Below are 21,021 nucleotides of genomic sequence, written 5' to 3'. Positions count from 1 at the left end.
CCGGGCGTGCGTCGCCGTGCTCGCTCGAACCCACTCTCGAATCCCCTTCTCGCCCGCTAGGCGGTTCGCCCGCCCTCGGCGGCCCGCCGGACGACCGTGGCGGTGAACACCGCGGCCGCCGCCGCCACGACCGCGAGCAGCGCGAGGCCGACGGCATAGGAGCCGTAGGCGCCGTAGATCGAGCCCATCACCAGCGGCGGGACGAACCCGCCGAGGCCGCCCGCCGCGCCGACCACGCCGGTGACCGCGCCGACCTTGTTCGCCGGAGCCAGCCGCGCCACCAGCGCGAACGTCGCTCCGCTGGCGGCGCCGAGCGCGGCTGCCATCGCCAGGAACGCGATCGTCCCGAGCGGCATCAGCGGTGGCGCGAACGCCTGCACGGCCGCGCCCACGACCGTCACCGCCAGGGACACGAGCATCACCCGCACCGCCCCGACGCGGTCCGACAGCCAGCCGCCGACCGGGCGCATCACCACCGCCAGCAGGACGAACCCCGCCATCCGGTTCGCCGCGTCCGCCTGCGACAGCCCGTACTGCGTCTTCAGGTACGTCGGCAGGTACACCGAGAACGCCACGTAGCCGCCGAAGGCCACCGCGTACAGCGCCGACATCTGCCAGGTGACGCCGACCCGCATCGTCTCCGCCAGCCGCTTGGCGATGGGCTCGCCGGGCGGCGTCCGTCCGGGCGCCTCCTTCAGGACGAGCCAGGACACCACCGCGTACAGGGCGAGCAGGACGGCCATGACCTCGAACGGGAACTCCATGCCGTAGCGGTCGACCTCCTTGACCGTCGTCAGCGCGCTGATGGCGGTGCCGCCCATCCCGGCGCCGAACACGCCGATCGCGAAGCCGCGCCGCTCCGGCGGGAACCAAGCGTTCACGAACGGCACGCCGACGGCGAACGCGGTCCCGCCGACGCCGAGGAAGAACCCGCCGACCAGCAGCGCCGCCAGCGACGAGTGCCCCAGCAGCCCCAGGTACAGGACGGGCACGATCGTGATGAGCGACACGACGGGGAACATCACCCGCCCGCCGAACCGGTCGGTCAGCGCCCCGACCGGGATCCGTCCCACTGACCCGACGACGACGGGCACCGCCACCAGCAGCGACTGCTCGAACGACGACAGTTCGAGCGAGTCCTTGAACCGCGGGCCGAGCGGGCTCAGCAGCGCCCACGCCCAGAAGTTCACCGCGAACCCGATCGTGGCCACGACCAGCATGACCATGGGCCGCGCGCCGGTGCCGGACCGTCCAGGCCCGGCCGCTTCGGGCCCGGTCTCCCGCCGCGTCCTCGTCACCGTGCCGCCCCGCCTTCGCAGTCACCACCTCAGTCGCGGAGGATCTTCCCGGGGCCCGGGCGGGATAACCATGCCCGGCTTCCGGGCGGGCTCAGCCGGGGCGGGGCCAGGCGCGTCCGGAGAGGCGTTCGATGTCGGTGTTGAACCGCTTGAGGTAGGCGGCGAAGGCGGCGACGTCGTCCGGCGTCCAGTCGGCCATGACCTTGTCCAGGCCGCGGATGATGCCGTCGCGGTGCTCGTCGAGGCGCCGCTCGCCGGCGGCGGTGATGCGGAACTTGCGGGCGATGCCGCCCCCGGGGTCGGGGATGCACACGCGCAGTCGCTCATCGTGATGCAGCTGCTGCAACTGCCCGAGGCCACCGCTACGGGCTGGGTCAGTCGATGCTCGCCGCCGGGCTGTGGACGGCGCCCGCCGGGCTGGTCATGATGGCGGTGTCGCCGCTCGGCGCGCGGTTGTCGCGGGCGCGCGGCCCCAAGGTGACGCTGTGCGCGGGCGTCGGGCTCGCCTACGGCGCGATGCCCGCCCTCATCATGAGCGCGGTGCCGCAGTCGGAGACCGGCGCCGCGAACAGCTTCAACACCGTGATGCGGTCGGTCGGGACGTCGGTGTCGGCCGCGGTCGTGGGCGTCGTCCTGGCGCAGATGACGATCGACCTGGGCGGGCACGCGCTGCCGTCCGAGGACGGCTTCCACGTCGGGATGCTGATCGCGGGCGGCAGCGCCCTGATCGCCGCGGCGGTCACGCTCGCCCTGCCGTCGGCCGGGGCCCGCCGCACCGCCGCCGGTACCGTCCGGGTGGAGGCGCCCGGCGCCGTCACCGGGACGACTCGAAGAACCTCTCCGTGCCCGCGCGGATCACGCTGAAGAGGATCTTGTTCTGCAGGACGCCGAGCAGCATCAGCACGACCAGCACGGAGAACTCGGCGGCCACGTTGATCGCCTCGCTGTAGGTGAGCAGGAGCTGCCCGAGCCCGCCCGCCGAGGGCGCGACGAACTCGCCGACGATCGCGCCGATCAGCGCGAACGCCATGCTGATCTCCAGCCCGGACACGATGCCCGGCACCGCGGACGGCAGCGAGATCCGGACGAACCGCTGCCGCCGGTTCGCGTCGAACGCCGTCGCCATCTCCAGCCGCGACTCCGCCACGGTGGAGAAGGCGGCCAGCGTCGCGATCACGGCGGGGAAGAACGCCAGCATCGCCGCGAAGCTGAACTTCATCGTCAGCCCGAAGCCCAGCCACAGCGCGCACACCGGGGCGAGCGCGATCTTCGGCAGCGACTGGAACGCGACGACGTACGGGTAGAGGACGAACCGGACGATCCGCGACTCGGCCATCAGCATGCCGAGCAGCACGCCCGACCCGGCGCCCAGCACGAACCCGATCAGCGTGGCCTTCCACGTCTCCCAGGTGCTCTGCCCGACCTGCTCCAGGAAGATGTCCGAGCGCATCACCGCGAAGATGTCGGTCGGCGCGGGGATCACGACCCCGCTGATCTCGAAGCGGGAGATCACGAGCTGGATCAGCAGCACCCCGGCCAGCCCGACCGCCAGCGGGGGCAGCAGCAGGAACGCGGCCTTTCCCAGCGGGCCGGAGCGGAACGACCGCCTCGGCGCGGGCGGTTCCCGCCGTGGGACGCGCCGCTCGGGCGCCTCGGTCACCTTATTCATTGGGCATGCGCTCCAGTACGAAATGCCGGGCGAGCCGCACCAGCAGCGCCAGCGCCAGCCCGACCACGACCAGGATCAGCAGCACGGCGAACTCCTCGGCCAGCCGGAAGTCGCGCTGGTAGACCTGCAGGATCACGCCGATGCCGGCGTTGGCGCTGATCAGCTCGCCGGCGATGGCGGCGAGGAACGACAGCACCACCGAGATCTCCAGGCCGGAGAAGATCGGCACCACCAGCCCCGGGAAGACGATCTTGCGGCGGATCTGGGCCTTGGACGCGCCGAACGCCGTCGCCATCTCGATCCGGCCCCGGTCGGTCTCCGCGACGCCCGCCATCGTGCTCACCAGGATCGGGAACAGCGTCGCCGCGCCGACCAGCCCGATCTTGGACTCCATGCCGAGCCCGAACCAGATCACGAAGATCGGGGCGAGCGCGATCGGCGGCAGCGCCTGCAGCGCGAGCGCGTACGGGTAGAAGCCCTGCCGCAGGATCCTCGACTCGCCGAGCAGCACGCCGAGCACCACGCCCGCGGCGAAGCCGATGAGCAGCCCGAAGAACGCCTCGCCGAGCGTGGTGCGCAGCGCGGTCAGGTACTCGCCCCATTCGCCGGACGGCCCGAGCGCCTTGACGACCGCGTCCAGCTTCGGCACCGAGCTGCCGTCGCCCTGCACGCCGGACGGCAGGAACTGCCAGGCCGCGAGCAGCACGGCGGTGACCACCGCGAGCCCGCCCCAGCGGACGGCCGCCCCCGCTCCAGCGGACATGGGACGCGGCGCGGCGGTCATCCGCCGACCTTCACGTCGGAGGCGAACAGCCGGTCGCGGACCTGCCCGGACACTTCGGCGAACTCCGGGGTGGACATCAGCTCCTTGGTCCGCTCCTTCGGGAACGGCGGCGTGACGACCTCGACCACGGTCCCGGGCCGCTCCGACAGGACCACCACGCGGGTCGACAGCAGCACCGCCTCGTCGATCCCGTGCGTGATGAGCAGGGCGGTCTTCTCCGTCTCCCGCCAGATGCGGTTGAGGTCGATGTTCATCTGCTCCCTGGTCAGGGCGTCCAGGGAGCCGAACGGCTCGTCCAGCAGCAGCAGGCGCGGGTCGTCGGCGAGGGCCCGGCAGATCGCGACGCGCTGCCGCATCCCGCCGGACAGCTCCTTCGGACGCCGCGACTCGAACCCCGCCAGGCCCGCCCGCTCCAGCAGGCCCGACACGCGTTCGCGGGCGGCGCCGGTGACCTTGCCGTGCAGCTCGACGGGGAACAGGCAGTTGGACATCACGTCCCGCCAGGGCAGCAGCGTGGCGTCCTGCAGCGCGATGCCGATGTCGCGGCGCGGCCCGGTGACCGGCTCCCCCCACACCCGCACGGACCCCTCGGTCGGACGCAGCAGGCCCGCGATCATCTTCAGGATGGTGCTCTTGCCGCAGCCGCTGGGGCCGACGATGCTCACGAACTCGCCCGGCTCGACGGTGAGGTCCACGTCCTTGACGGCCTCGACGTCCCGGACGGCCCGCCGCCCGCGGCCCCGTCCGGCGAACACGTGGCGCAGCCCGGCCAGTTCGACCGCATGTTCCTCGGTGCTCATGTCAGCCCTCGAACTTGTAGCTCTTGGCGGCGTTCTGGATCTGCAGGCTGTCGAAGTTGTTGAACGCCTTCACGAACTCGTTGGTCACGAAATCCTCGGCCTTGAACGCGATGGGCGTCAGCTTGGTCGAGACGGAGAAGTCGCTCCACGCCTTCACGCCCGACTCGGGGAACTCGCCCCAGTTCTTGTTGGCGGCCGGATCGCCGCTGGTGATGTGCGTGGTCCGCAGCGCGAGGATCCGCTTGTTGTCCTCCATCTTCTTGTCCTCGGGGACGCCGGGGATGTTCGTCTTCGGGTAGACCTCGTACATCATCTTGATGGCGGCCTCCGGATTGGCGGTGGCGAATACGTTCGCCTTCGCCATCGCCCTGCCGAACCCCTCGATCACCTTCGGGTTGGCCTTCATGTACGACTGCTTCGCGGAGAACCCGGTCGAGAAGAGCTCCTGACCGAGCGCGGACTTGAAATAGCGGAGCTTCGCGCCGAGGTTCTCCATCGCCGCGTACTGCGAGTCGAAGAGCATCAGCGCGTCGACCCGCTTGCTCTTCAGCGCGTGGTACGCCCCCGCCTCCAGCCCCACCGACACGAACTGGACGTCGGTGTCCGGGTTGAGGCCCTGCTCGCGCAGCAGCGCCTTGGCCAGCGGGATCGTCCCGCTGCCGAGGCTCTGCGCGCCGATCTTCTTGCCCTTGAAGTCGGCCCAGTTCTGGATGGGGCTGCCGGACTCGACGGCGAAGCTCGCCACCTGCGACCGCGCCCAGTTGAAGAACATCCGCTGGTCGGACTTGTTCTTCACGGCGTCCGGAATGAGCGACTGCGGCACCGGCGCCGCCATCTCCATCTGCCCGGCGGCGACGGCCTGGATCGCCTGGGTCGAGCCGGGCGTGAACGTCGTCTCGACCTTCAGGCCCTCCTCCTTGAAGTAGCCGAGGTAGCGGGCCACCGGAATGGCGGCGAAGCTGGAGTTCATCGCCTTGATGGCCAGGGCGACCTTAACGGTGCGCAGGTTCTCGCCGCTCTCCTTGGAATTGCCGGCGTCGTCGCCGCACCCGGCGGCCGCCAGCGCGACCGCGACGGACGACACCAGGACGCGGAACGCCAGAGAACCCGCTCTACGAGGTCCCATCTTCCATCCCTTCCACAATTCATCCGGCACTGTCGGGGACGAGGAGAATCCGCCCGGTCGCCGAACCGCTCTCCAGGATCTGGTGTGCTCTCGGCGCCTGCGACATGGGAAGCACATCGGTCACCACGGGGGTGACCACGCCCCGTTCCATCAGGGTCAGCACGTCCTCAAGCTGCCGCCGGGTGGTGCTCGCCGCCGACCTGATCGAGATGTCGCGGCCGCGCCACCCCACCAGGTCCGCCTCCACCCGGGGCGGCGTCTTCTGCACCTCGCCGACCAGCACGAGCCGTCCGTGCAGGGCGACGGTCTTCACGCTCGACGCGAACGACGCGGCGCCGACGTTCTCCAGGACGACGTCGCAGCCCCGCCCGCCGGTGACGTCCATGACGTCCTTGCCGTAGTCGGCGCCCCGCTCGACCAGGACGATCTCGTCCGCGCCCGCCTCCCGGACGGCCTCGACCTTGTTCCGTGACGTGGTCTGCGCGACGACCCGCGCCCCCATCGCCTTCGCGAGCTGGATGGCGTGCAGCCCCACGCCGCCGCCCGCCCCCGTGACCAGGACCGTCTCCCCCAGCTCCAGGCGCGCGACGTCCCGCAGCGCGTTGAGCTGGGTCCCGATGGCGCAGGACGCGATCGCGACGTGCGGGGAGGTGAGGCCCGCCGGCACCTTCACCAGGCTGCCGTCCGACACCGCGACCAGCTCGGCGTAGCCGCCGTTCAGCCCGATGTCGCCGAGGAACACCTTGCGCGGGCAGCGCGTCTCCCGTCCCATCCGGCACTCCCGGCATTTGCCGCAGACCCGCTGCCGCTGGTTGGCGACGACCCGGTCACCGGCCGCGAAGTCCACGACGTCCGCGCCGATCTCGACCACCTCGCCGACGACCTCGTGCCCGGGGATGATCGGGAATCCGGTGCCCTGCGCCCGGTCCCCCCGCCGGACGAGCACCTCGTGCATGCACGCCCCGCACGCCTCGACCTTCACCACGCATTCGTCGGGCGCGGGTTTCGGTGGTTCCGCGTCCGTCCACGTCATCACGCTGGGCGGACCGGTCTCCTGGGCGACGACGGCCTTCATCGACTCTCCGATCTCTCAGTCGTCAACGGGCTCCCCTGACCCGTCCTGATCCCATGCGGCGTCGACGAAGCGTCCGCCGTCGGCGGGGAAGTTCCCGGCCCAGTCGCGCACCGCGAACAGCGACTCGCCCTTGCGCACGCGCGGGGTCAGCGTGGTCCTCTCGCGCAGGTCCCGGGCGCTGGCGGCGTCGGCGACCCGGGCGGCGTCCTCCAGTGGAACGACCGCGACGCCGTCGCCGTCCGCCACGATGAGGTCGCCGGGCCGCACGTACGCGCCGCAGCACACGACGGGGACGTTGCCCCACCCGGCGCGCGTCTTTCCGGTCGCGGCCGGGGTCACGCCCAGCGCCCACAGCGGGAACCCGACCCGCCGGATGTCGGCGATGTCGCGGGCACGACCTTCGATCACCGCGCCCGCGAGCCCCCGCGCGGCGGCCGACTCGCTGACGTTGGCGCCCCACACCGCCGAGTCGGCCGGGCCGTGCTGGGACGTCCACACCAGGAAGTCGCCGGGCCCGGCCACCTCCAGCATCGCGTGCAGCGTGAGGTTGCTGCCGGACAGGTCGAGCGCCGTGACCGCCCGTCCGACCGCATGGGCCCCGGGCGCCAGCGGACGGACGCCCCGCAGCAGGTTCCGCTGCCCCATCGCCTCGTGGACGGACGCCACCGCCAGCCCGTCGTAGGCCCGCAGCACCTCGTCCGAAGGCCGGGGCGCCCGGGTGAAGACCGTGCCGCGCGGAGGCAGTCGCGTGGGCGGATGGGGGGTCATCGCGGCTCCGCCGGGAAGTCGGCCAGCCCGGCCGGGTTGGTGACGAGGATGCGGTGCCGGGCCTCCTCGTCCGGGACGATCCGCTCGATCAGATCGACCAGCACCCCGTCGTCGGGCATCTCGCGCACGTTCGGATGCGGGAAGTCGGTGCCCCACAGGCACCGCTCGGGCGCCTGCGCGGCCAGCACGCGCGCCAGCCCCACCGCGTCCGCGTACGGAGGCCCCTCGGCCGACAGCCGCTCGGGCGCGCTGAGCTTGACCCACACGTCCCCGGTGTCGAGCAGCCGCCGCAGCGCCCGCACCTGCGCGCCCTCCATTCCGGTGCTGAGATCGACCCGCGCCATGTGGTCGATGACGGCGGGCAGCCCGGTGGAGCGGAGCGTGTCGTACATGTCGACGACCGCGTCGCCGCCGATGTGGAACGCCACGTGCCACGCGTACGGCCGGACGAGATCCAGCACCGCCCGCAGCTCGTCGGGCGTAGGCCCGGGCCCCAGATGCGGCATGAACTGGACCCGCACCCCGCGCACGCCGGCGTGATGCAGCGCGGCGACCTCCGCCGGGGTGTTCCGCGGCGTCAGCAGCGCCACGCCCCGGTACCGGTCGGGGTAGGTGCGCAGCGCGTCGAGCAGCGCGGAATGGTCGGTGCCGTGCGCGGCGGACTGGACGATGATGGCGCGGTCCAATCCCAGCAGGTCGTGCCGGCGGCGCAGGTCCTCCTTGGACACGTCGGGCGGGTCGTACGCCCGGTCCTCGGGATAGGGGAACACGTCGCCGGGACCGAAGATGTGGCAGTGCGCGTCGCAGCTTCGCGGCGGCAGCCGCAGGTCGGGGACCTTCGGGTCCGGGTGAGGCGGAGCGGCGACCCTCCGGCCGCCCCGCGTCGCACCTTGGGATGCCATGGGCCTCGTTTCGGGTGGACGGATGCCGAGGGAAGGGGGAAGGTGAAAGGGGATGGGTGGACTATCGAATATAGTTCGCCTGACGCACAATTGTGCGCTGGTTGCACCGAGTCTGCACGACCGAGCAGGGACGGTCAAGGGCCCGGCCGTGGCCACGGCCGGGCCCCTGGGTCCGCCGGGCGGTCAGTGCAACTTCGTGAAGATGTCGGCGACCTGGCCGGGCATCGACAGGAACGGCGAGTGCGACGAATCGAGCGTCACGACGGACGTCGGGTTCTCCGGGAACGCGGCGTCGGCCTCGGCGATGAGCCTCCGCTGGACCGCCGGGCGCAGCGCCCAGTCCTGCTCGCAGACGACGTACGTGCGGGGCACCGAGCCCCAGCCGTCGCGGGTCAGGCGGGTGGAGTCGATCTGCATGGCCAGCGGGCTGTCGGGCGTCAGCAGCCCGATGGCCGCCTCCGCCGCGTCCGGCGCGATGTCGTCGAAGTACGCGGCCCGCAGCCGCCGCCGGTAATCGGCGTCGGCGGAGGCGAGATCGATCCGCAGCGCGCCGATCACCCCGGGATCACCCCGCATGACCTGCGCGACGAGGCTGTCCGCGTTCTCGGGCGACTGGGCGAGGCACTTGGGCCATCGGGCGCGCAGCCCGTGACCTGCCAGGTCGACCGCCTGCGCCACGCGACCGGCGGCGGCCACCCGGGCGATGACCTCGCTCCAGCACCAGGAACCGAACCAGAAACCGTGCACCAGTAACAGGGGCGTCGGACGTGGAGACATGGTCACTCCTCGGTGACATTCAGGGGGATACGTCCCCTGACAATTTCACGAAAGCGAAATGGTCAATCTCCCGCCGCCGTCATCACCATCGTCCCGCCCTTGTGTCCCAGAAACGCTCGCGCAGCGGATGGAGCCGTGCGTAGGACCGCAGCTCACCGACGACGTCGACGTGCCGGCCCAACCGCAGGTCGACCTCGACGCGTTCCTCAAGTGCCGCGAGCCTGTCCTCCTCCACGCGCAGGGCCTCCGGCATGCACGCGTCCAGCGAGAGCCCGTCCAGGACGGGAACGCACCACAGCGCGAGGGCCTGCGTCAACAGCGCCGACCGCTCGTCCAGGGCGGTCATGGAATCGTCGCCCGCGAGCGCGTGCGCGGCTGTGGTCAATTCCTCGAACCGGTCCCGGTCGAGCTCACCCGGCGGAGCCGTGCGACACATCCCTGCAATAACTCGCGCGCCGCGGAAGGAGCCTGATCCGCCCACAGATGTTCGATCAGCCGATCGGTCGAAACGACCCGGTTGGCGTGTAACAGAAGTACGGCCAGCAACGCCTGCTGCTGCGGTCCGCCAATTGCGAGACGCGCTTCGCCGTCCGCCACCTCAAGTGGGCCAAGAATCCGAGACCGCATGACGCCCCAGAAAAGCACTTGCCCTCATTCGAGGCTAAAGGCGCAAACCGGGCACGCTCCCCCACTGGCTCAAATCGGCCGGACCGACCGCGCGGCCGTCCGGGCGGGCTTGATAGCTTGACCGGCGTGAAGGTGGCATTGATCGACTCGGGGCTCGGGCTCCTCTCCACCGCCGGTTGGCTGCGGCATCTCGCTCCGCAGCTCGATCTGCTCCTCCTCATGGACCCCGAAGGCGCGCCGTGGGGCCCGAAAACCACGTCCTTCATCACCGACCGTCTGCTCAGCGCCGCTCAGGCCGCGGTCCGACGCGACGCGGAGGCGATCGTGGTGCCCTGCAACACCGCCACGGTCACCGCGATCGACGTCCTGCGCGAGGAGTTCGAGCCCGGGGTTCCCGTGATCGGGACCGTTCCCGCCGTGAAACCGGCCGCGGCGGCGGGCCGGAGCATCGCGGTGTGGGCGACCGTCCGGACGACGGCGAGCAGCTACCAGGCCCGACTGATCGCCGAGTTCGCGAACGGCAAGCCGGTCGAGCAGGTCGCCTGCCCCGGGCTGGCGGAGGCGATCGACCACGGGGACGTGGCCGCCGCGTCCGAGGCGATCGACGACGCGGCCGGGCGAACCCCCGAACACTGCGACGCCGTTGTCCTCGGCTGCACGCATTACCCCCTGGTCGCACCGGAGATCCTGCAGCGTCTGCCCGCGGGCACGGCCCTGTACGACAGCGCGGAGGCGGTCGCCCGCCAGACACTGCGGCGTCTGCCCCGTCCCACCGTCCCGGACGGCACCGTGGGCGGAGTCGACGTGATGCTCAGCGGTCACAGCGGAGACCTCCCGGCAAGCGCCCACGCTTACCCCGTAGGACGCGCCCTCGCCGCCGCAGGAGAGGTGTCCCGCGAGACGCTCCTCCCCGAGGCGTCCCAGGCACCGGCCGTGGAAGAACGGGCCTAGCGGAGGTTCAGGCGGGTTCGGTGATGAGGGCGATCACGGCGTTGAGGGCCATGCCGATGCCGATCCCGCCGACCGTCCACCCGAGGGCTTTGGCGCTGTTGCGGGTGAACCAGTCGTTGATGCGCCGCAGCACCGGCTCGGCCCTGGCGTGCGCGGCGATCCGGACGGCGCCGAGCAGGACCGCCGGGAGGACCATCACGGCGCAGTAGCCGGCCAACGCCCCGCCGGTGACCTGCCAGGTCAGGTCGGCGTTGGCGATGAGCCCGATGGCCGCCAGATAGGGCACCATCGTGACGACCTCCAGCGACGTGGCCACCAGCGCGAGGCTCATCAGCCCGCGCACGCCCCCGCCGCCCACGGCCTCGCCTTCCGCCGCGCCGCCCGTCATCGCCGCCGTCCGCCAGCGCTGCAGACGCCCCGGCCTGCCCGCCCTTCTGCGCGCGCGGGCCTCCAGCCGGTAGCTCCAGACGATCACGACGAGACCGAGCACGAGCTGCGCGATCCGCAGCTGCGTCGGGGGAACGTCCGCAAGGGCTCCCCGGACCGCCTCCAGCGCGGCATCGGCCCCCAGCACCAGAAGGACGCCGACGCAGAAGTAGAACACCGCGACCGTGGCCAGGTAGATGAGGATCCGTCCGGTGCGCACCCGGCCTGGGGTGAGCAGCAGCCAGATGGGGATCAGCAGGGTGCCGAAGCTGGTGCTGTCCAGCAGCCCCAGCCCGGCGAGCGCCAGCGCCAGCGTCGCGCTCATCGGCCGAACAGCCGGTCGACGTAGGCGGCCAACGCGGCGCTGATGCTGGACGCGTCGAACCCGTCCCCGGTCGCCGCGTGGTGCAGGGACAGGCCGTCCACGAACGCCACCAGCGCCGCCGCCTCCGCCTCGACGTCGACGCCAGCGCCAAGCTCCCCGGCCCGTTGCGCGCCCCGCAACGCCTCCTCGACGCCTCGGAGGAGCCGCGCGGTGGTGTCCCGGTGGATCGCGGCCATGCCGGGGTCGGTGAGCGACGCCTGGACGAAGCTCAGCCAGACCCGCAGTTCTGCGCCCCGCTCGTCCGTCATCGGCAGGAACATCTCCATCAACCGCACGACGAACTCGCGGATCGGCAACCGGACCGGCACGGCGGCGGCGCGCTCCTCGGCGCGCCGGTAGACGTACTCGATCCCGAACCTGAGCAGCTCGTCCTTGGAGCGGAAGTAGCGCTGGACAAGACCCACGGAAACACCGGCCGTCCGTGCGACGTCAGCCAGCGTGGTCCGGGCCAGCCCGCGTTCGGCGACCACGGTCACGAGCGCGGAAGCGACCTGGCCACGTCTCGTATCGGCATCGGCGTGCTGCGTCATACAGAAAATAATACCAAAATATTTTGCCTATCCGCATGCCGTATCTGCGCAACGGACGGTGACCTCGATGCCCTTCTCACCGTTGCCCGGTTCCGCGGCATCGGCTTCGGTGTCGGCTCCGGCCAGGTCGGCGAATGGCAGCGGGCAGCCCTCCTCCGCAGCGCAGGCGACCAGATCGTCACATCCGGCCTCCAGGGCCTGGCGCAGCGTCCCAGCGATGACCCGCAGGTCGGTGATCTTGGCTTCGACCTCGGTGAGCTTGGCACGGGCGCTCTCCCGCAACCCGGCGTCCGGACGCCCGCGCCGCCGCCCGTGCCGGTGAGTCCCGGCCTCCAGGAGACCGGCGACCTCCTCCAGAGTGAAACCCAGCCGCTGCGCGGTCTTGATCACCTGGAGCAGCGTCACCGCCTCGGCCGGATACAGCCGGTGCCCGCCCGGCGTCCGCTCCGGCTCGCGCAGCAGGCCGCGCCGCTCGTAGTAGCGCAGCGTCTGCCGGTTCACCCCGGCCGCGGCCGCGACCTGCCCGCTGCGCAACCAGCCGCCCCCGCCGCCATCGGTGGTCGGAACGGTCACGGCCGCGTCTCCGAGGTGCCGTCGGACGTGCTGATCCGGATGGCGCGGGCAGCCAGGGCGTCCAGCACCGCGTTATGCCGCTCATCGACACTGGCCTGCAGCGCCAGCGCACCACCGGTGGCGGTCAGGGTGAAGGTGAAGAAGGAGCAGCAGCCGGTCTCGCGGGCTGCCAGCTCGGCGGCCCGCCCGGCCACCCGCGGGTCTGGGCGCAGCTCCAGCCGCACCCGGCCCGGCCCATCGGGCTGGACGGCGGTCACCGCCTCGGCGAACAACGCGTCGAACTCGGCCTCGCGCAGCGGCCGCTCGGCGGTCGGCAGCGTGCACGCCTCCGCCGCCCACCCGTGATCGTCCGGTATCTGCTGAAGTTCCATGTCTTCACGGTAAGCCGGTACCCCAGTACTGGATACAACCCTTCGGCTCCGAGATAGCCATCCGCGACCACCACACGTCACCCTGCCACTTGTAACCGCTGCTACATTTCATGCTGTGTCCAATGCCGATGTGGCGGGCCGGTGGCTCGTGTTCGTGGTGAAGGTTCCGGCGGAGCCGTCCCGGCACCGGGTGGCGGTGTGGCGGGAGCTGCGGAGGATGGGGGCGCTCTCGCTCGGGCAGGGTGTGTGGGCGGTGCCGGACGTGCCGGTGTTCGCCGACGGCGTCGCGCGCGCCCGCGAGCTGACCGGGCAGGCCGGCGGCAAGTTCGTCACGCTCACCGCGGCCGGGCGTGACAGCGGTGATGCCGAGCGGCTGCGGGAGATGTTCACGGCGGCGCGGTCGGCGGACTGGGCGGAGTTCCTCGCCGACTGCGGAAAATTCGAAGCCGAACTGGCCAAGGAGACCTCCATCGGCAAGTTCACCCTGGCCGAACTGGAGGAAGAGGAGCAGTCGCTGGAGCGGCTGCGACGTTGGCACCGCGAACTGACGGCGCGGGACGTCTTCGGGGCCCCGGAGGCGTCCGAAGCCGCCGGGCGGCTGCGCGAATGCACGGCCCTGTGCGAGGACTACGCCGAGCGTGTGTTCGCCGCACTGCACGAGATGCCCGGATTACAGGAGGGCCGATGACCGGCCGAGCCCGGGCCGCCGCACCTGCCCGGCAGATGTGGCCGCTGTATGCGGCGGGGTTCACCACCGCGTTCGGCGCGCACGGGATCGCCGCCAACCTCGGCGGTTTCTCCGACGACGCCGTGACCTCGCTGCTCGTCCTGGGCGGCCTGCTGGCCCTGTACGACGGTGCGGAGGTGCTGCTCAAGCCGCTGTTCGGCAGCCTCTCCGACCGGATCGGGGCCCGTCCCGTCCTGCTCGGCGGTCTGGTGGCGTTCGCGTTCGCCTCCGCCCTCTACGTGGTCTTCGACAGCCCCGGCTGGCTGTGGGCCGCCCGCCTGGGACAGGGCGCCGCGGCGTCGGCGTTCTCGCCGTCGGCCTCGGCGCTGGTGGCCCGGCTGAACCAGACCGCCGGGCTGGGGCGCGCCTTCGGCGGGTACGGGTTCTACAAGTCGATCGGGTACACACTCGGCCCGCTGCTGGGCGGGCTGCTGGTGTGGGGCGGCGGACTACGGCTGCTGTTCGCGGTCCTCGCCGCGCTGGGCGCGGCGGTGGCCGCGTGGGCGGCGCTGACCGTGCCCGCCGTGCCGCCGCTGCCCAAGAAGCGGCAGACGGTCCTCGACCTCGCCCGGCGCCTGGCCGATCCGGCCTTCCTCGCCCCGACCTGCGCGCTGGCCGCCGCGACGGCCGCGCTCTCGGTCGGCGTCGGGTTCCTGCCGGTCTCCGGCCGCGCCGCCGATCTGGGCACCGTCGCCACCGGCGCGGCCGTCTCCGTCCTGGCCCTGTGCGCCGCCCTCGTCCAGCCAAGGGCCGGACGCGCCTTGGACGACGGACGCCTGACCACCCGGACCGGCATCCGGACCGGACTGCTCGTCACCGCGGCGGGCCTGGCCGCCGCGACGCTGCCCGGGCTGCCCGGCATCCTGGCCGCGGCCGTGCTGATCGGCACCGGGACCGGGCTCATCACCCCGCTCGGCTTCGCCGCCCTCGCCGCCCGGACGCCCCGCGAGCGCATCGGCCAGACCATGGGCGCCGCCGAACTCGGCCGCGAACTCGGCGACGCCGGCGGCCCCCTCCTCGTCGCCGCGGTCGCCACCGCCGCCACGCTCACCTACGGCTACGCCGCCCTCGGCCTCCTCATCGCGCTCCTCCCCCTCGCCGGCCTGCTCCTGCACCGCCGCCTCCCGGCCACGCCCGCATCCGACACCACACCATGATCACCAGACGCCGCCCACCAAGCCCGTGCGCGGCGCTCGTCCTCGTCTATCGCGAGGAATTCCTGCCAGGTGAGGGGGCGGTCCCAGCAGGTCATCTTCGCTCCTTGGTCGGTGGACGGTGGGTCGATCGTACGGAGGGTGGACGAGCCGTGGTGCTTGGTCAGGGTGTCGTGGTCGGGCCGTTCTGGGGGTTGGTGAAGTGGTCTATCAGGCGGGAGTAGTTGTCGTTGGCGTGGCCCTCGTCTATGGCCTTGGCTACTAGGGCCAGGGTGTAGGCGGGGAGATCGTCGTCGATGCCTCGGGACCGGCTCTCCTGGAAGAGGTCTTCTACCGAGGGGAGGTGGTGCTTGAGGGCGCCGTACTCCACCGCGTGATCGTTGCGGTCGACCGCCTCGGCGATGGACGGCAGGAAGGACAGCAGCGCGGAGACCGAGGGGGTGGCGTCCTCCAGGAATCGGCTCACCTGGATTCCCTCGTTCGACAGCAGTGCGGCGGCGTGAAGGAAGCCGTTCAGCGTTCCCCACATGGTGCCGTGCACGGCCATCCCGTACAGGACCGGCGCGCGCGGGTCGTCGGCGATCAGGCTTGCGCGGCCGCTCAGGAGCCGCAGGGCCGGGTGAAAGCGGTCGTAGACGGCCTTCTCTCCGCCGTAGAAGACGACGGCGTCCGGGTGGCCGATGCCTGGGGCGATCGTCATGATCTGGCCGTGCAGATAGTGCGCGCCCTGGTCGGCGGCCCACTCGGCGACGGCGGTGACCTCTGCGGACGTCCCGTCGGTCAGGTTGACCACGGCCCGTCCGGCCAGGGCGGTGCCCGCCGACTCCAAGATGTCGCGGGCAGCGGTGTTGCCCTTCACGTTGACGACCACCAGCGGGCCGGCGGCCACAGCCTCGCGGACGGTCCCGGCCCGTCGCGCCCCCTTGGACACCAGGGCGTCGGCCTTGCCGGGCGTCCGGTTCCAGACGGTGGTCGGGTGGCCGCCGTCCAGGAAGGCGGTCGCCAGCGCGGTGCCCATCTCGCCCAGACCGATCACGGTCACGGCGGGGCGGACGTCGTTGGTCCCGGAAATCTCACTCATTGGTCTCGCCCTCCCCCTGGAGCGGCGGCTCGGGTCTCGGCGAGCCGCCGCGGCTTGTCGATCATTGGCCACGGTAGGAACTCGACCGCGCTTGAGGTCAAGGGGACGGACGCGAAACCCCCTGAAAACAGGGCGTTGACGGGGTGCGGCTTCCGCTGGATGCTGGCGATCATGAATCGGACGGCTCTGGCCGTGCGGTCCGCGTACCGATTCCTGAACTCGGGCCGGTTGATCGGCGGCCGCCGGGGCCTCCCGCCGCCGTCGAACTGAGGAGGGCGTCCATGAGGGTCTGCGTGTTCGGGCTGGGGGCCGTCGGCGGGCTGATCGCGGCGCGGCTCGCCCGGGCCGGCGTCGACGTGGTGGCGGTCGCGCGCGGGGCGACGTTGAAGGCCGTCCGGAAGCGGGGCGGGCTGGTGCTGGTGGACGAGGCCGGACGGTCCGAGCCCATCCCGGTGGACGTGGTGGAGGACCCCGCCGAGCTGGGCCCGCAGGACGTGGTGGTCATCGCGGTCAAGGCGACCGCGCTGCCCGCGGCCGCCGGTGCGATCGCGAAGCTCGTCGGGGCCTGGAGCGTGATCGTGCCCGCCATGAACGGCGTCCCGTGGTGGTTCTTCTACGGCCTCGACCAGGACATCCGGCTGAACTCGACCGACCCCCGAGGGGTGGTGTCGGTCATGCTGCCGCCGCGGCAGGTCGTCGGCAGCGTCCTGCATCTGTCGGCGTCGTGTCCCGAGCCGGGCGTCGTCCGGCATACGGCGGGTGAGCGGGTCATCCTCGGCGAGCCGCGCGGGGGCGGGTACGAGCGGGTCGAGTCCATCGCCGGGCCGCTGCGGCGGGCCGGGTTCGAGGTGGAGGTCGCCGAGAAGATCCAGCGGAGCGTGTGGTTCAAGCTGTGGGGCAACATGACCTTGAACCCGCTGTCGGTGCTGACCGGCGCGACCATGGACCGGATCCTGGACGACCCGCTCGTGCGCGCGTTCGCGACCGCGTGCATGCGGGAGGCGGCGGAGGTCGGGGCGCGGATCGGGCTGCCGATCTACAGCGAGCCCGAGGACCGGCACGCGATCAGCCGCGGGCTCGGCGCCGTCCGGACGTCGATGCTCCAGGACGCCGACGCGGGCCGGGCCGTCGAGCTGGACGCGCTGGTGACGTCGGTGACCGAGCTGGCCCGGCAGGTCGGCGTCCCGACGCCGTCGATCGACGCGCTGCTCGGACTCACCCGGCTGAACGCCCAGGTGCGCGGCCTCTACCCCGGCGGGTGACCTACCGTTGGAACCGTGACCGATCGTCCCGAGAACAGCACCGACAGCGGCGAGCTGGTGGCCGCGCTGCGGCGGGCCGGGGTCGGCGGGGTGGACGACTCCCCGCTCGCCCGGTCGATGTACTCCTCCGACGCCTCGCTGTACCGCGTCCCGCCGCGGGTGGTGGTGACGCCGCGGGAGGCGGGCGAGCTGCCGGCCGTGCTCGGCGTGTGCCGCGAGGCGGGGGTGCCGCTGACGATGCGGGGCGGCGGGACGTCCATCGCGGGCAACGCGGTCGGGCCCGGCGTGGTCGTGGACGTCAGCAGGCACCTGAACCGCGTCCTGGAGATCGACCCGGAGGCCGGGACGGCGCTGGTCGAGCCGGGGATCGTCCAGGCGCGGCTGCATCGGGAGGCGGCGGTGCACGGGCTGCGGTTCGGGCCCGATCCGTCGACGCGGACGCGGGCGACGCTCGGCGGGATGATCGGCAACAACGCGTGCGGGTCGCGGGCGCTCGGCTACGGGCGGACCAGCGACAACGTGCTCGGGCTCGATGTCGTCGCCGGGTCCGGGGAGCGGCTGCGGCTCGGCGACATGCCGGGCGCCGGGGTGCAGAGCGGGGCGCTTGAGCGGCTCCGGGGGCTCGTGGGCGAGCATCTCGCGCTGGTCCGGACGGAGTTCGGCCGGTTCGGACGGCAGGTCTCCGGCTATTCGCTGGAGCATCTGCTGCCCGAGAACGGGTTCGACGTCGCGCGGGCCCTGGTGGGGAGCGAGGGGACGCTGGCGCTGACGCTGGCGGCGCGGATCCGGATGGTCCGGGAGCCCGCGTGCCGGCTGCTGGCCGTCCTCGGGTACGGGTCGATGGCGGAGGCCGCCGACGCCGTCCCGGCGATCCTTCCGTTCGGGCCCGTGGCGTGCGAGGGCCTGGACTCGCGGATCACCGGGGTGGTGCGGGAGCGGCGCGGGCCGGACGCGGTGCCGCCGCTGCCGCGCGGGTCCGGGTGGATGCTCGTGGAGCTCGCCGGGACGGAGATCGGGGCCCTGCGCGCGACCGCGCAGCGGGTCGTCAAGGAGTCGGGGTGCGTCGACTCGATGTTCGTCGAGGACATGGCGCTCGGCGACGCGCTGTGGCGGATCCGGGAGGACGGGTCCGGGCTCGTGGCGCGGACGCCCGGCGGCGAGCAGGCCCACGCCGGGTGGGAGGACTCGGCCGTCCCGCCGGAGCGGCTCGGCGAATACCTGCGGGAACTGGAGGCGCTGCTGGTCGGCTACGACCTCTTCGGCGTCCCCTACGGGCATTTCGGGGACGGGTGCATCCACGTCCGCATCGACTTCCCCTTCGGCCGGGACGGCGCCGACGGGACGCGTGTCTTCCGGAGTTTCCTGAACGAGGCGGCGACGCTCGCGGCACGGCACGGCGGCACCATGTCGGGCGAGCACGGCGACGGGCGCGCCCGGAGCGAACTGCTGCCGCACATGTATTCGGCCGAGGCGCTGGCCTTGTGCTCGGCGGTCAAGGACGTCTTCGATCCGGACGACCTGCTCAATCCCGGGATCATCGTCCGTCCGGCCGCGGTGGACGCCGATCTGCGTCCGGCGCAGGCCGTCCCGCTGAAACGCGGGCTGGGCCTCGCCTTCCGGGACGATCGCGGCGACCTCTCCCGGGCCGTGCACCGGTGCACGGGAGTGGGCAAATGCCGCGCCGACAACACCGCCGCGGGCGGCGTGATGTGCCCGTCCTACCTGGCGACGAGCGAGGAGAAGGACTCCACGCGCGGACGGGCCCGGGTGCTGCAGGAGGTCGTCAATGGGAAACTCGGCCCGGACGGCTGGAAATCCGAGGCCCTGCACGACGTGCTCGACCTGTGCCTGTCGTGCAAGGGCTGCGCGTCCGACTGCCCGACCGGGATCGACATGGCCTCCTACAAGGCGGAGGCGCTGCACCGGCGGTACCGGCGGAGGCTCCGGCCGCGCTCCCACTACGCGCTCGGCTGGCTCCCCCGCTGGACGCGCCTCGCCGCGAAGGCCCCGGCGGCCATCAAGATCATGAATGTCGCGATGCGGGCGCGGGCGCTGAAACCCCTGGTCGCGTGGGGTGCGGGCATCGACCGACGGCGCACGCTGCCCGCGTTCGCGCCGGTGACGTTCCGCCGCTGGTTCGCGTCCCGCACAAGCGCGCAGGGGCGCAACGGCGACGTCGTGCTGTTCGTCGACAGCTTCACCGACGCGTTCTCCCCCGACGTCGGCAAGGCGACCGTGAAGGTCCTGGAACACGCCGGATACCGCGTGTCCGTCACCGAACGTCCCGTGTGCTGCGGGATCACCTGGATCTCGACCGGCCAGCTGGACGGGGCGCGCGCGCAGGCCGGGCGCACCGTCCGGGCGCTGCTCCCCCACGTGCGGCGCGGCGCCAAGGTCGTCGGGATGGAACCGTCCTGCACGGGCGTGCTGCGCTCCGACGCGGAGGAACTGCTCGGCGGGGCGGACGCGGCCGCCGCCCGCGAAGTGGCCGCCGCGACCCGCACGCTCGCCGAGCTGCTCGCCGAGACCCCCGGCTGGACGCCGCCCGACCTGTCCGGCGTCGCCGGGATCGCCCAGCCGCACTGCCATCACCACGCCGTCATGGGCTGGACGAAGGACGCCGCCCTGCTCAAGGAGGCGGGCGCCGACGTCGGCCGCCTCGGAAACTGCTGCGGCCTCGCGGGAAACTTCGGCGTCGAGAAGGGCCACCACGACGTGTCCGTCGCGGTCGCCGAACAGCAGTTGCTCCCGGCCGTGCGGAAGGCAGCGGAGAACGACGTCGTCCTGGCCGACGGGTTCAGCTGCCGCACCCAGCTCCGCGAGCTGTCCGGCCGCGACGGCGAGCATCTCGCGCAACTCCTCGCCCGGCACCTGCCGGAAAGCGAGGGCTAGGGTTCGCCGCCGAGCGTGCGCGACAGGGTGAGCGCGGCGGTGTGGACGGCCGGCGCGACCACGGCGAGCCGCATCTTGGTCGACCAGCCCGACACCGACAGCGCGCCCAGCGCCAGGCCGTCCGGGCCGAGAACGGGGCTGGCCGCGCACACGATCCCCTTCCCCGACTCCTCCCGGTCGTAGGCGACGCCCTCCCGCCGGATCCGCTCCAGCTCCTTCGCGAGAAGGCCGGGCGCGGTGACGCTCCGCTCGCTCGTCTTGACGAGCTCCGACTCCAGGACGCCCCTCGCCACGTCCGGCGGGGAGAACGCCAGGATCGCCTTCCCGACCCCCGTCACGTGCGCGGGCAGCCGCCCGCCGACCTGGGACGGCAGCCGCGGCCCGCCCGGCGAGCCGAGGATCTCCACGTAGACGACCTCGCCGCCCTCCAGCACCGCCAGGTGGACGGTCTGCCGGGTCGCCTCGCGCAGGTCCGACATGTAGGGGACGGCGGCGTCCCGCAGCACCCGCTGCCGCGGCACCCGCTGCCCGATCTCGAACAGCTTCAGGCCGAGCCGCACCCGCGTGCCGCGCCGCTCCAGCAGCCCCGCCTCCACCAGGTCGAGCGCGATCCGGTGCGCCGTCGACTTCGGCAGGCCGCTGCGGCGGGCGAGCTCGGCGGCGCCGAGGCCGTCGTCGTCCGCGCGGAACGCGGCCAGCACGGCGACGGCGCGGCGCAGGAACGAGTCGTCGCCGGACGGCGCGGATTCGTGCGCGGAGGCTCCCATGAAAGAAGTGTCCCACCACGCGGGACGTGCGCGTTGCCCGCGTCGCCCCAGGTGGGACAGGCTCTTCACACACCCG

Annotated in this window: 24 protein-coding genes; 6 read left to right on the top strand and 18 right to left on the bottom strand. The window is 72.3% G+C overall.

Features of this window, described 5'->3' with window-relative positions:
* Positions 1 to 56: 56 nt before the first annotated feature.
* Positions 57 to 1,298: an MFS transporter gene (locus tag ETD83_RS00305; protein WP_329602653.1), complete on the bottom strand. Its 1,242-nt coding sequence runs from the start codon at positions 1,296 to 1,298 to the stop codon at positions 57 to 59.
* 91 nt (positions 1,299 to 1,389) lie between these two features.
* A complete protein-coding gene (locus ETD83_RS00300; protein ID WP_205717408.1) occupies positions 1,390 to 1,644 on the bottom strand; it encodes a hypothetical protein in 255 nt (84 codons plus the stop codon).
* 35 nt (positions 1,645 to 1,679) lie between these two features.
* On the opposite strand from ETD83_RS00300, the gene ETD83_RS00295 reads away from it, so the two are divergent.
* Positions 1,680 to 2,162: an MFS transporter gene (locus ETD83_RS00295; RefSeq protein ID WP_205717407.1), complete on the top strand. Its 483-nt coding sequence runs from the start codon at positions 1,680 to 1,682 to the stop codon at positions 2,160 to 2,162.
* Here ETD83_RS00295 and ETD83_RS00290 read toward each other — a convergent pair.
* From ETD83_RS00290 to ETD83_RS45815, 10 genes are all read right to left on the bottom strand, one after another.
* Positions 2,113 to 2,967 (bottom strand): ABC transporter permease, encoded by an 855-nt coding sequence (locus tag ETD83_RS00290; RefSeq protein WP_138642980.1) that lies wholly within the window; start codon positions 2,965 to 2,967, stop codon positions 2,113 to 2,115. The genes ETD83_RS00295 and ETD83_RS00290 overlap by 50 nt on opposite strands.
* Complete coding sequence (locus ETD83_RS00285; RefSeq protein WP_138642978.1) at positions 2,960 to 3,751, bottom strand: ABC transporter permease; 792 nt, start codon at positions 3,749 to 3,751, stop codon at positions 2,960 to 2,962. Before ETD83_RS00285 ends, ETD83_RS00290 begins: the two co-directional genes overlap by 8 nt.
* Positions 3,748 to 4,551: an ABC transporter ATP-binding protein gene (locus ETD83_RS00280; protein WP_138642976.1), complete on the bottom strand. Its 804-nt coding sequence runs from the start codon at positions 4,549 to 4,551 to the stop codon at positions 3,748 to 3,750. Before ETD83_RS00280 ends, ETD83_RS00285 begins: the two co-directional genes overlap by 4 nt.
* A gap of 1 nt (position 4,552) precedes the next feature.
* Positions 4,553 to 5,677, bottom strand: a complete 1,125-nt coding sequence (locus tag ETD83_RS00275; protein WP_171063950.1) for an ABC transporter substrate-binding protein — start codon at positions 5,675 to 5,677, stop codon at positions 4,553 to 4,555.
* Positions 5,678 to 5,696: 19 nt separating this feature from the next.
* Positions 5,697 to 6,752, bottom strand: a complete 1,056-nt coding sequence (locus ETD83_RS00270) for an alcohol dehydrogenase catalytic domain-containing protein (RefSeq protein ID WP_138642972.1) — start codon at positions 6,750 to 6,752, stop codon at positions 5,697 to 5,699.
* Between the two features lie 15 nt (positions 6,753 to 6,767).
* Positions 6,768 to 7,520, bottom strand: coding sequence for an RraA family protein (locus ETD83_RS00265; protein ID WP_138642970.1), 753 nt, complete (start codon positions 7,518 to 7,520; stop codon positions 6,768 to 6,770).
* Positions 7,517 to 8,422 carry an amidohydrolase family protein gene (locus ETD83_RS00260; protein ID WP_138642968.1) on the bottom strand — a complete coding sequence of 302 codons (906 nt, stop codon included), beginning with the start codon at positions 8,420 to 8,422 and terminating at the stop codon, positions 7,517 to 7,519. The genes ETD83_RS00265 and ETD83_RS00260 overlap by 4 nt, the downstream gene beginning before the upstream one ends.
* 183 nt (positions 8,423 to 8,605) lie before the next feature.
* Positions 8,606 to 9,199, bottom strand: coding sequence for an alpha/beta fold hydrolase (locus ETD83_RS00255; RefSeq protein ID WP_171063949.1), 594 nt, complete (start codon positions 9,197 to 9,199; stop codon positions 8,606 to 8,608).
* Positions 9,200 to 9,281: 82 nt separating this feature from the next.
* Entirely contained in the window at positions 9,282 to 9,635 is a 354-nt protein-coding gene (locus tag ETD83_RS00250; protein WP_138642964.1) for an AfsR/SARP family transcriptional regulator, read from the bottom strand.
* Complete coding sequence (locus tag ETD83_RS45815) at positions 9,581 to 9,826, bottom strand: AfsR/SARP family transcriptional regulator (protein ID WP_407921457.1); 246 nt, start codon at positions 9,824 to 9,826, stop codon at positions 9,581 to 9,583. Before ETD83_RS45815 ends, ETD83_RS00250 begins: the two co-directional genes overlap by 55 nt.
* A gap of 126 nt (positions 9,827 to 9,952) precedes the next feature.
* Here ETD83_RS45815 and ETD83_RS00240 point away from each other — a divergent pair, with 126 nt between their 5' ends.
* Positions 9,953 to 10,777 (top strand): glutamate racemase, encoded by an 825-nt coding sequence (locus tag ETD83_RS00240; protein ID WP_138642961.1) that lies wholly within the window; start codon positions 9,953 to 9,955, stop codon positions 10,775 to 10,777.
* A 7-nt stretch (positions 10,778 to 10,784) separates the two neighbouring features.
* On the opposite strand, the gene ETD83_RS00235 is transcribed toward ETD83_RS00240, so the two are convergent.
* From ETD83_RS00235 to ETD83_RS00220, 4 genes are read right to left on the bottom strand one after another with little or no spacing between them, the layout of a single operon-like run.
* The gene (locus tag ETD83_RS00235; protein WP_138642959.1) at positions 10,785 to 11,528 is read right to left on the bottom strand and encodes a GAP family protein; all 744 of its coding nucleotides are present in this window, start codon (positions 11,526 to 11,528) and stop codon (positions 10,785 to 10,787) included.
* The gene (locus tag ETD83_RS00230; protein ID WP_138642957.1) at positions 11,525 to 12,118 is read right to left on the bottom strand and encodes a TetR/AcrR family transcriptional regulator; all 594 of its coding nucleotides are present in this window, start codon (positions 12,116 to 12,118) and stop codon (positions 11,525 to 11,527) included. The genes ETD83_RS00235 and ETD83_RS00230 overlap by 4 nt, the downstream gene beginning before the upstream one ends.
* A gap of 27 nt (positions 12,119 to 12,145) precedes the next feature.
* Positions 12,146 to 12,691, bottom strand: a complete 546-nt coding sequence (locus ETD83_RS00225) for a MerR family transcriptional regulator (RefSeq protein WP_230420595.1) — start codon at positions 12,689 to 12,691, stop codon at positions 12,146 to 12,148.
* Positions 12,688 to 13,062: a hypothetical protein gene (locus ETD83_RS00220; RefSeq protein WP_138642956.1), complete on the bottom strand. Its 375-nt coding sequence runs from the start codon at positions 13,060 to 13,062 to the stop codon at positions 12,688 to 12,690. Before ETD83_RS00220 ends, ETD83_RS00225 begins: the two co-directional genes overlap by 4 nt.
* A gap of 115 nt (positions 13,063 to 13,177) precedes the next feature.
* Between ETD83_RS00220 and ETD83_RS00215 the strand changes: the two genes are divergently transcribed.
* Together ETD83_RS00215 and ETD83_RS00210 are read left to right on the top strand one after the other, a co-directional pair.
* Positions 13,178 to 13,750, top strand: coding sequence for a Chromate resistance protein ChrB (locus ETD83_RS00215; RefSeq protein ID WP_138642954.1), 573 nt, complete (start codon positions 13,178 to 13,180; stop codon positions 13,748 to 13,750).
* Positions 13,747 to 14,946 carry an MFS transporter gene (locus ETD83_RS00210; RefSeq protein WP_205717406.1) on the top strand — a complete coding sequence of 400 codons (1,200 nt, stop codon included), beginning with the start codon at positions 13,747 to 13,749 and terminating at the stop codon, positions 14,944 to 14,946. Before ETD83_RS00215 ends, ETD83_RS00210 begins: the two co-directional genes overlap by 4 nt.
* 160 nt (positions 14,947 to 15,106) lie before the next feature.
* Here the strand turns inward: ETD83_RS00210 and ETD83_RS00205 are convergent, their stop codons facing one another.
* Positions 15,107 to 16,024: an NAD(P)-dependent oxidoreductase gene (locus ETD83_RS00205; RefSeq protein WP_138642952.1), complete on the bottom strand. Its 918-nt coding sequence runs from the start codon at positions 16,022 to 16,024 to the stop codon at positions 15,107 to 15,109.
* 281 nt (positions 16,025 to 16,305) lie between these two features.
* On the opposite strand from ETD83_RS00205, the gene ETD83_RS00200 reads away from it, so the two are divergent.
* The gene (locus tag ETD83_RS00200; protein WP_138642950.1) at positions 16,306 to 17,286 is read left to right on the top strand and encodes a 2-dehydropantoate 2-reductase; all 981 of its coding nucleotides are present in this window, start codon (positions 16,306 to 16,308) and stop codon (positions 17,284 to 17,286) included.
* Between the two features lie 117 nt (positions 17,287 to 17,403).
* Positions 17,404 to 20,178, top strand: a complete 2,775-nt coding sequence (locus ETD83_RS00195) for an FAD-binding and (Fe-S)-binding domain-containing protein (RefSeq protein WP_138643076.1) — start codon at positions 17,404 to 17,406, stop codon at positions 20,176 to 20,178.
* On the opposite strand, the gene ETD83_RS00190 is transcribed toward ETD83_RS00195, so the two are convergent.
* Positions 20,175 to 20,945 carry an IclR family transcriptional regulator gene (locus ETD83_RS00190; protein WP_138642948.1) on the bottom strand — a complete coding sequence of 257 codons (771 nt, stop codon included), beginning with the start codon at positions 20,943 to 20,945 and terminating at the stop codon, positions 20,175 to 20,177. The genes ETD83_RS00195 and ETD83_RS00190 overlap by 4 nt on opposite strands.
* Positions 20,946 to 21,021 lie beyond the last annotated feature (76 nt).

The sequence above is a fragment of the Actinomadura soli genome (assembly GCF_005889715.1).
Lineage (GTDB): Bacteria > Actinomycetota > Actinomycetes > Streptosporangiales > Streptosporangiaceae > Spirillospora > Spirillospora soli.
Note: the sequence above shows the minus strand (reverse complement) of the source record. Positions and strands in the feature narration are given on the sequence as shown.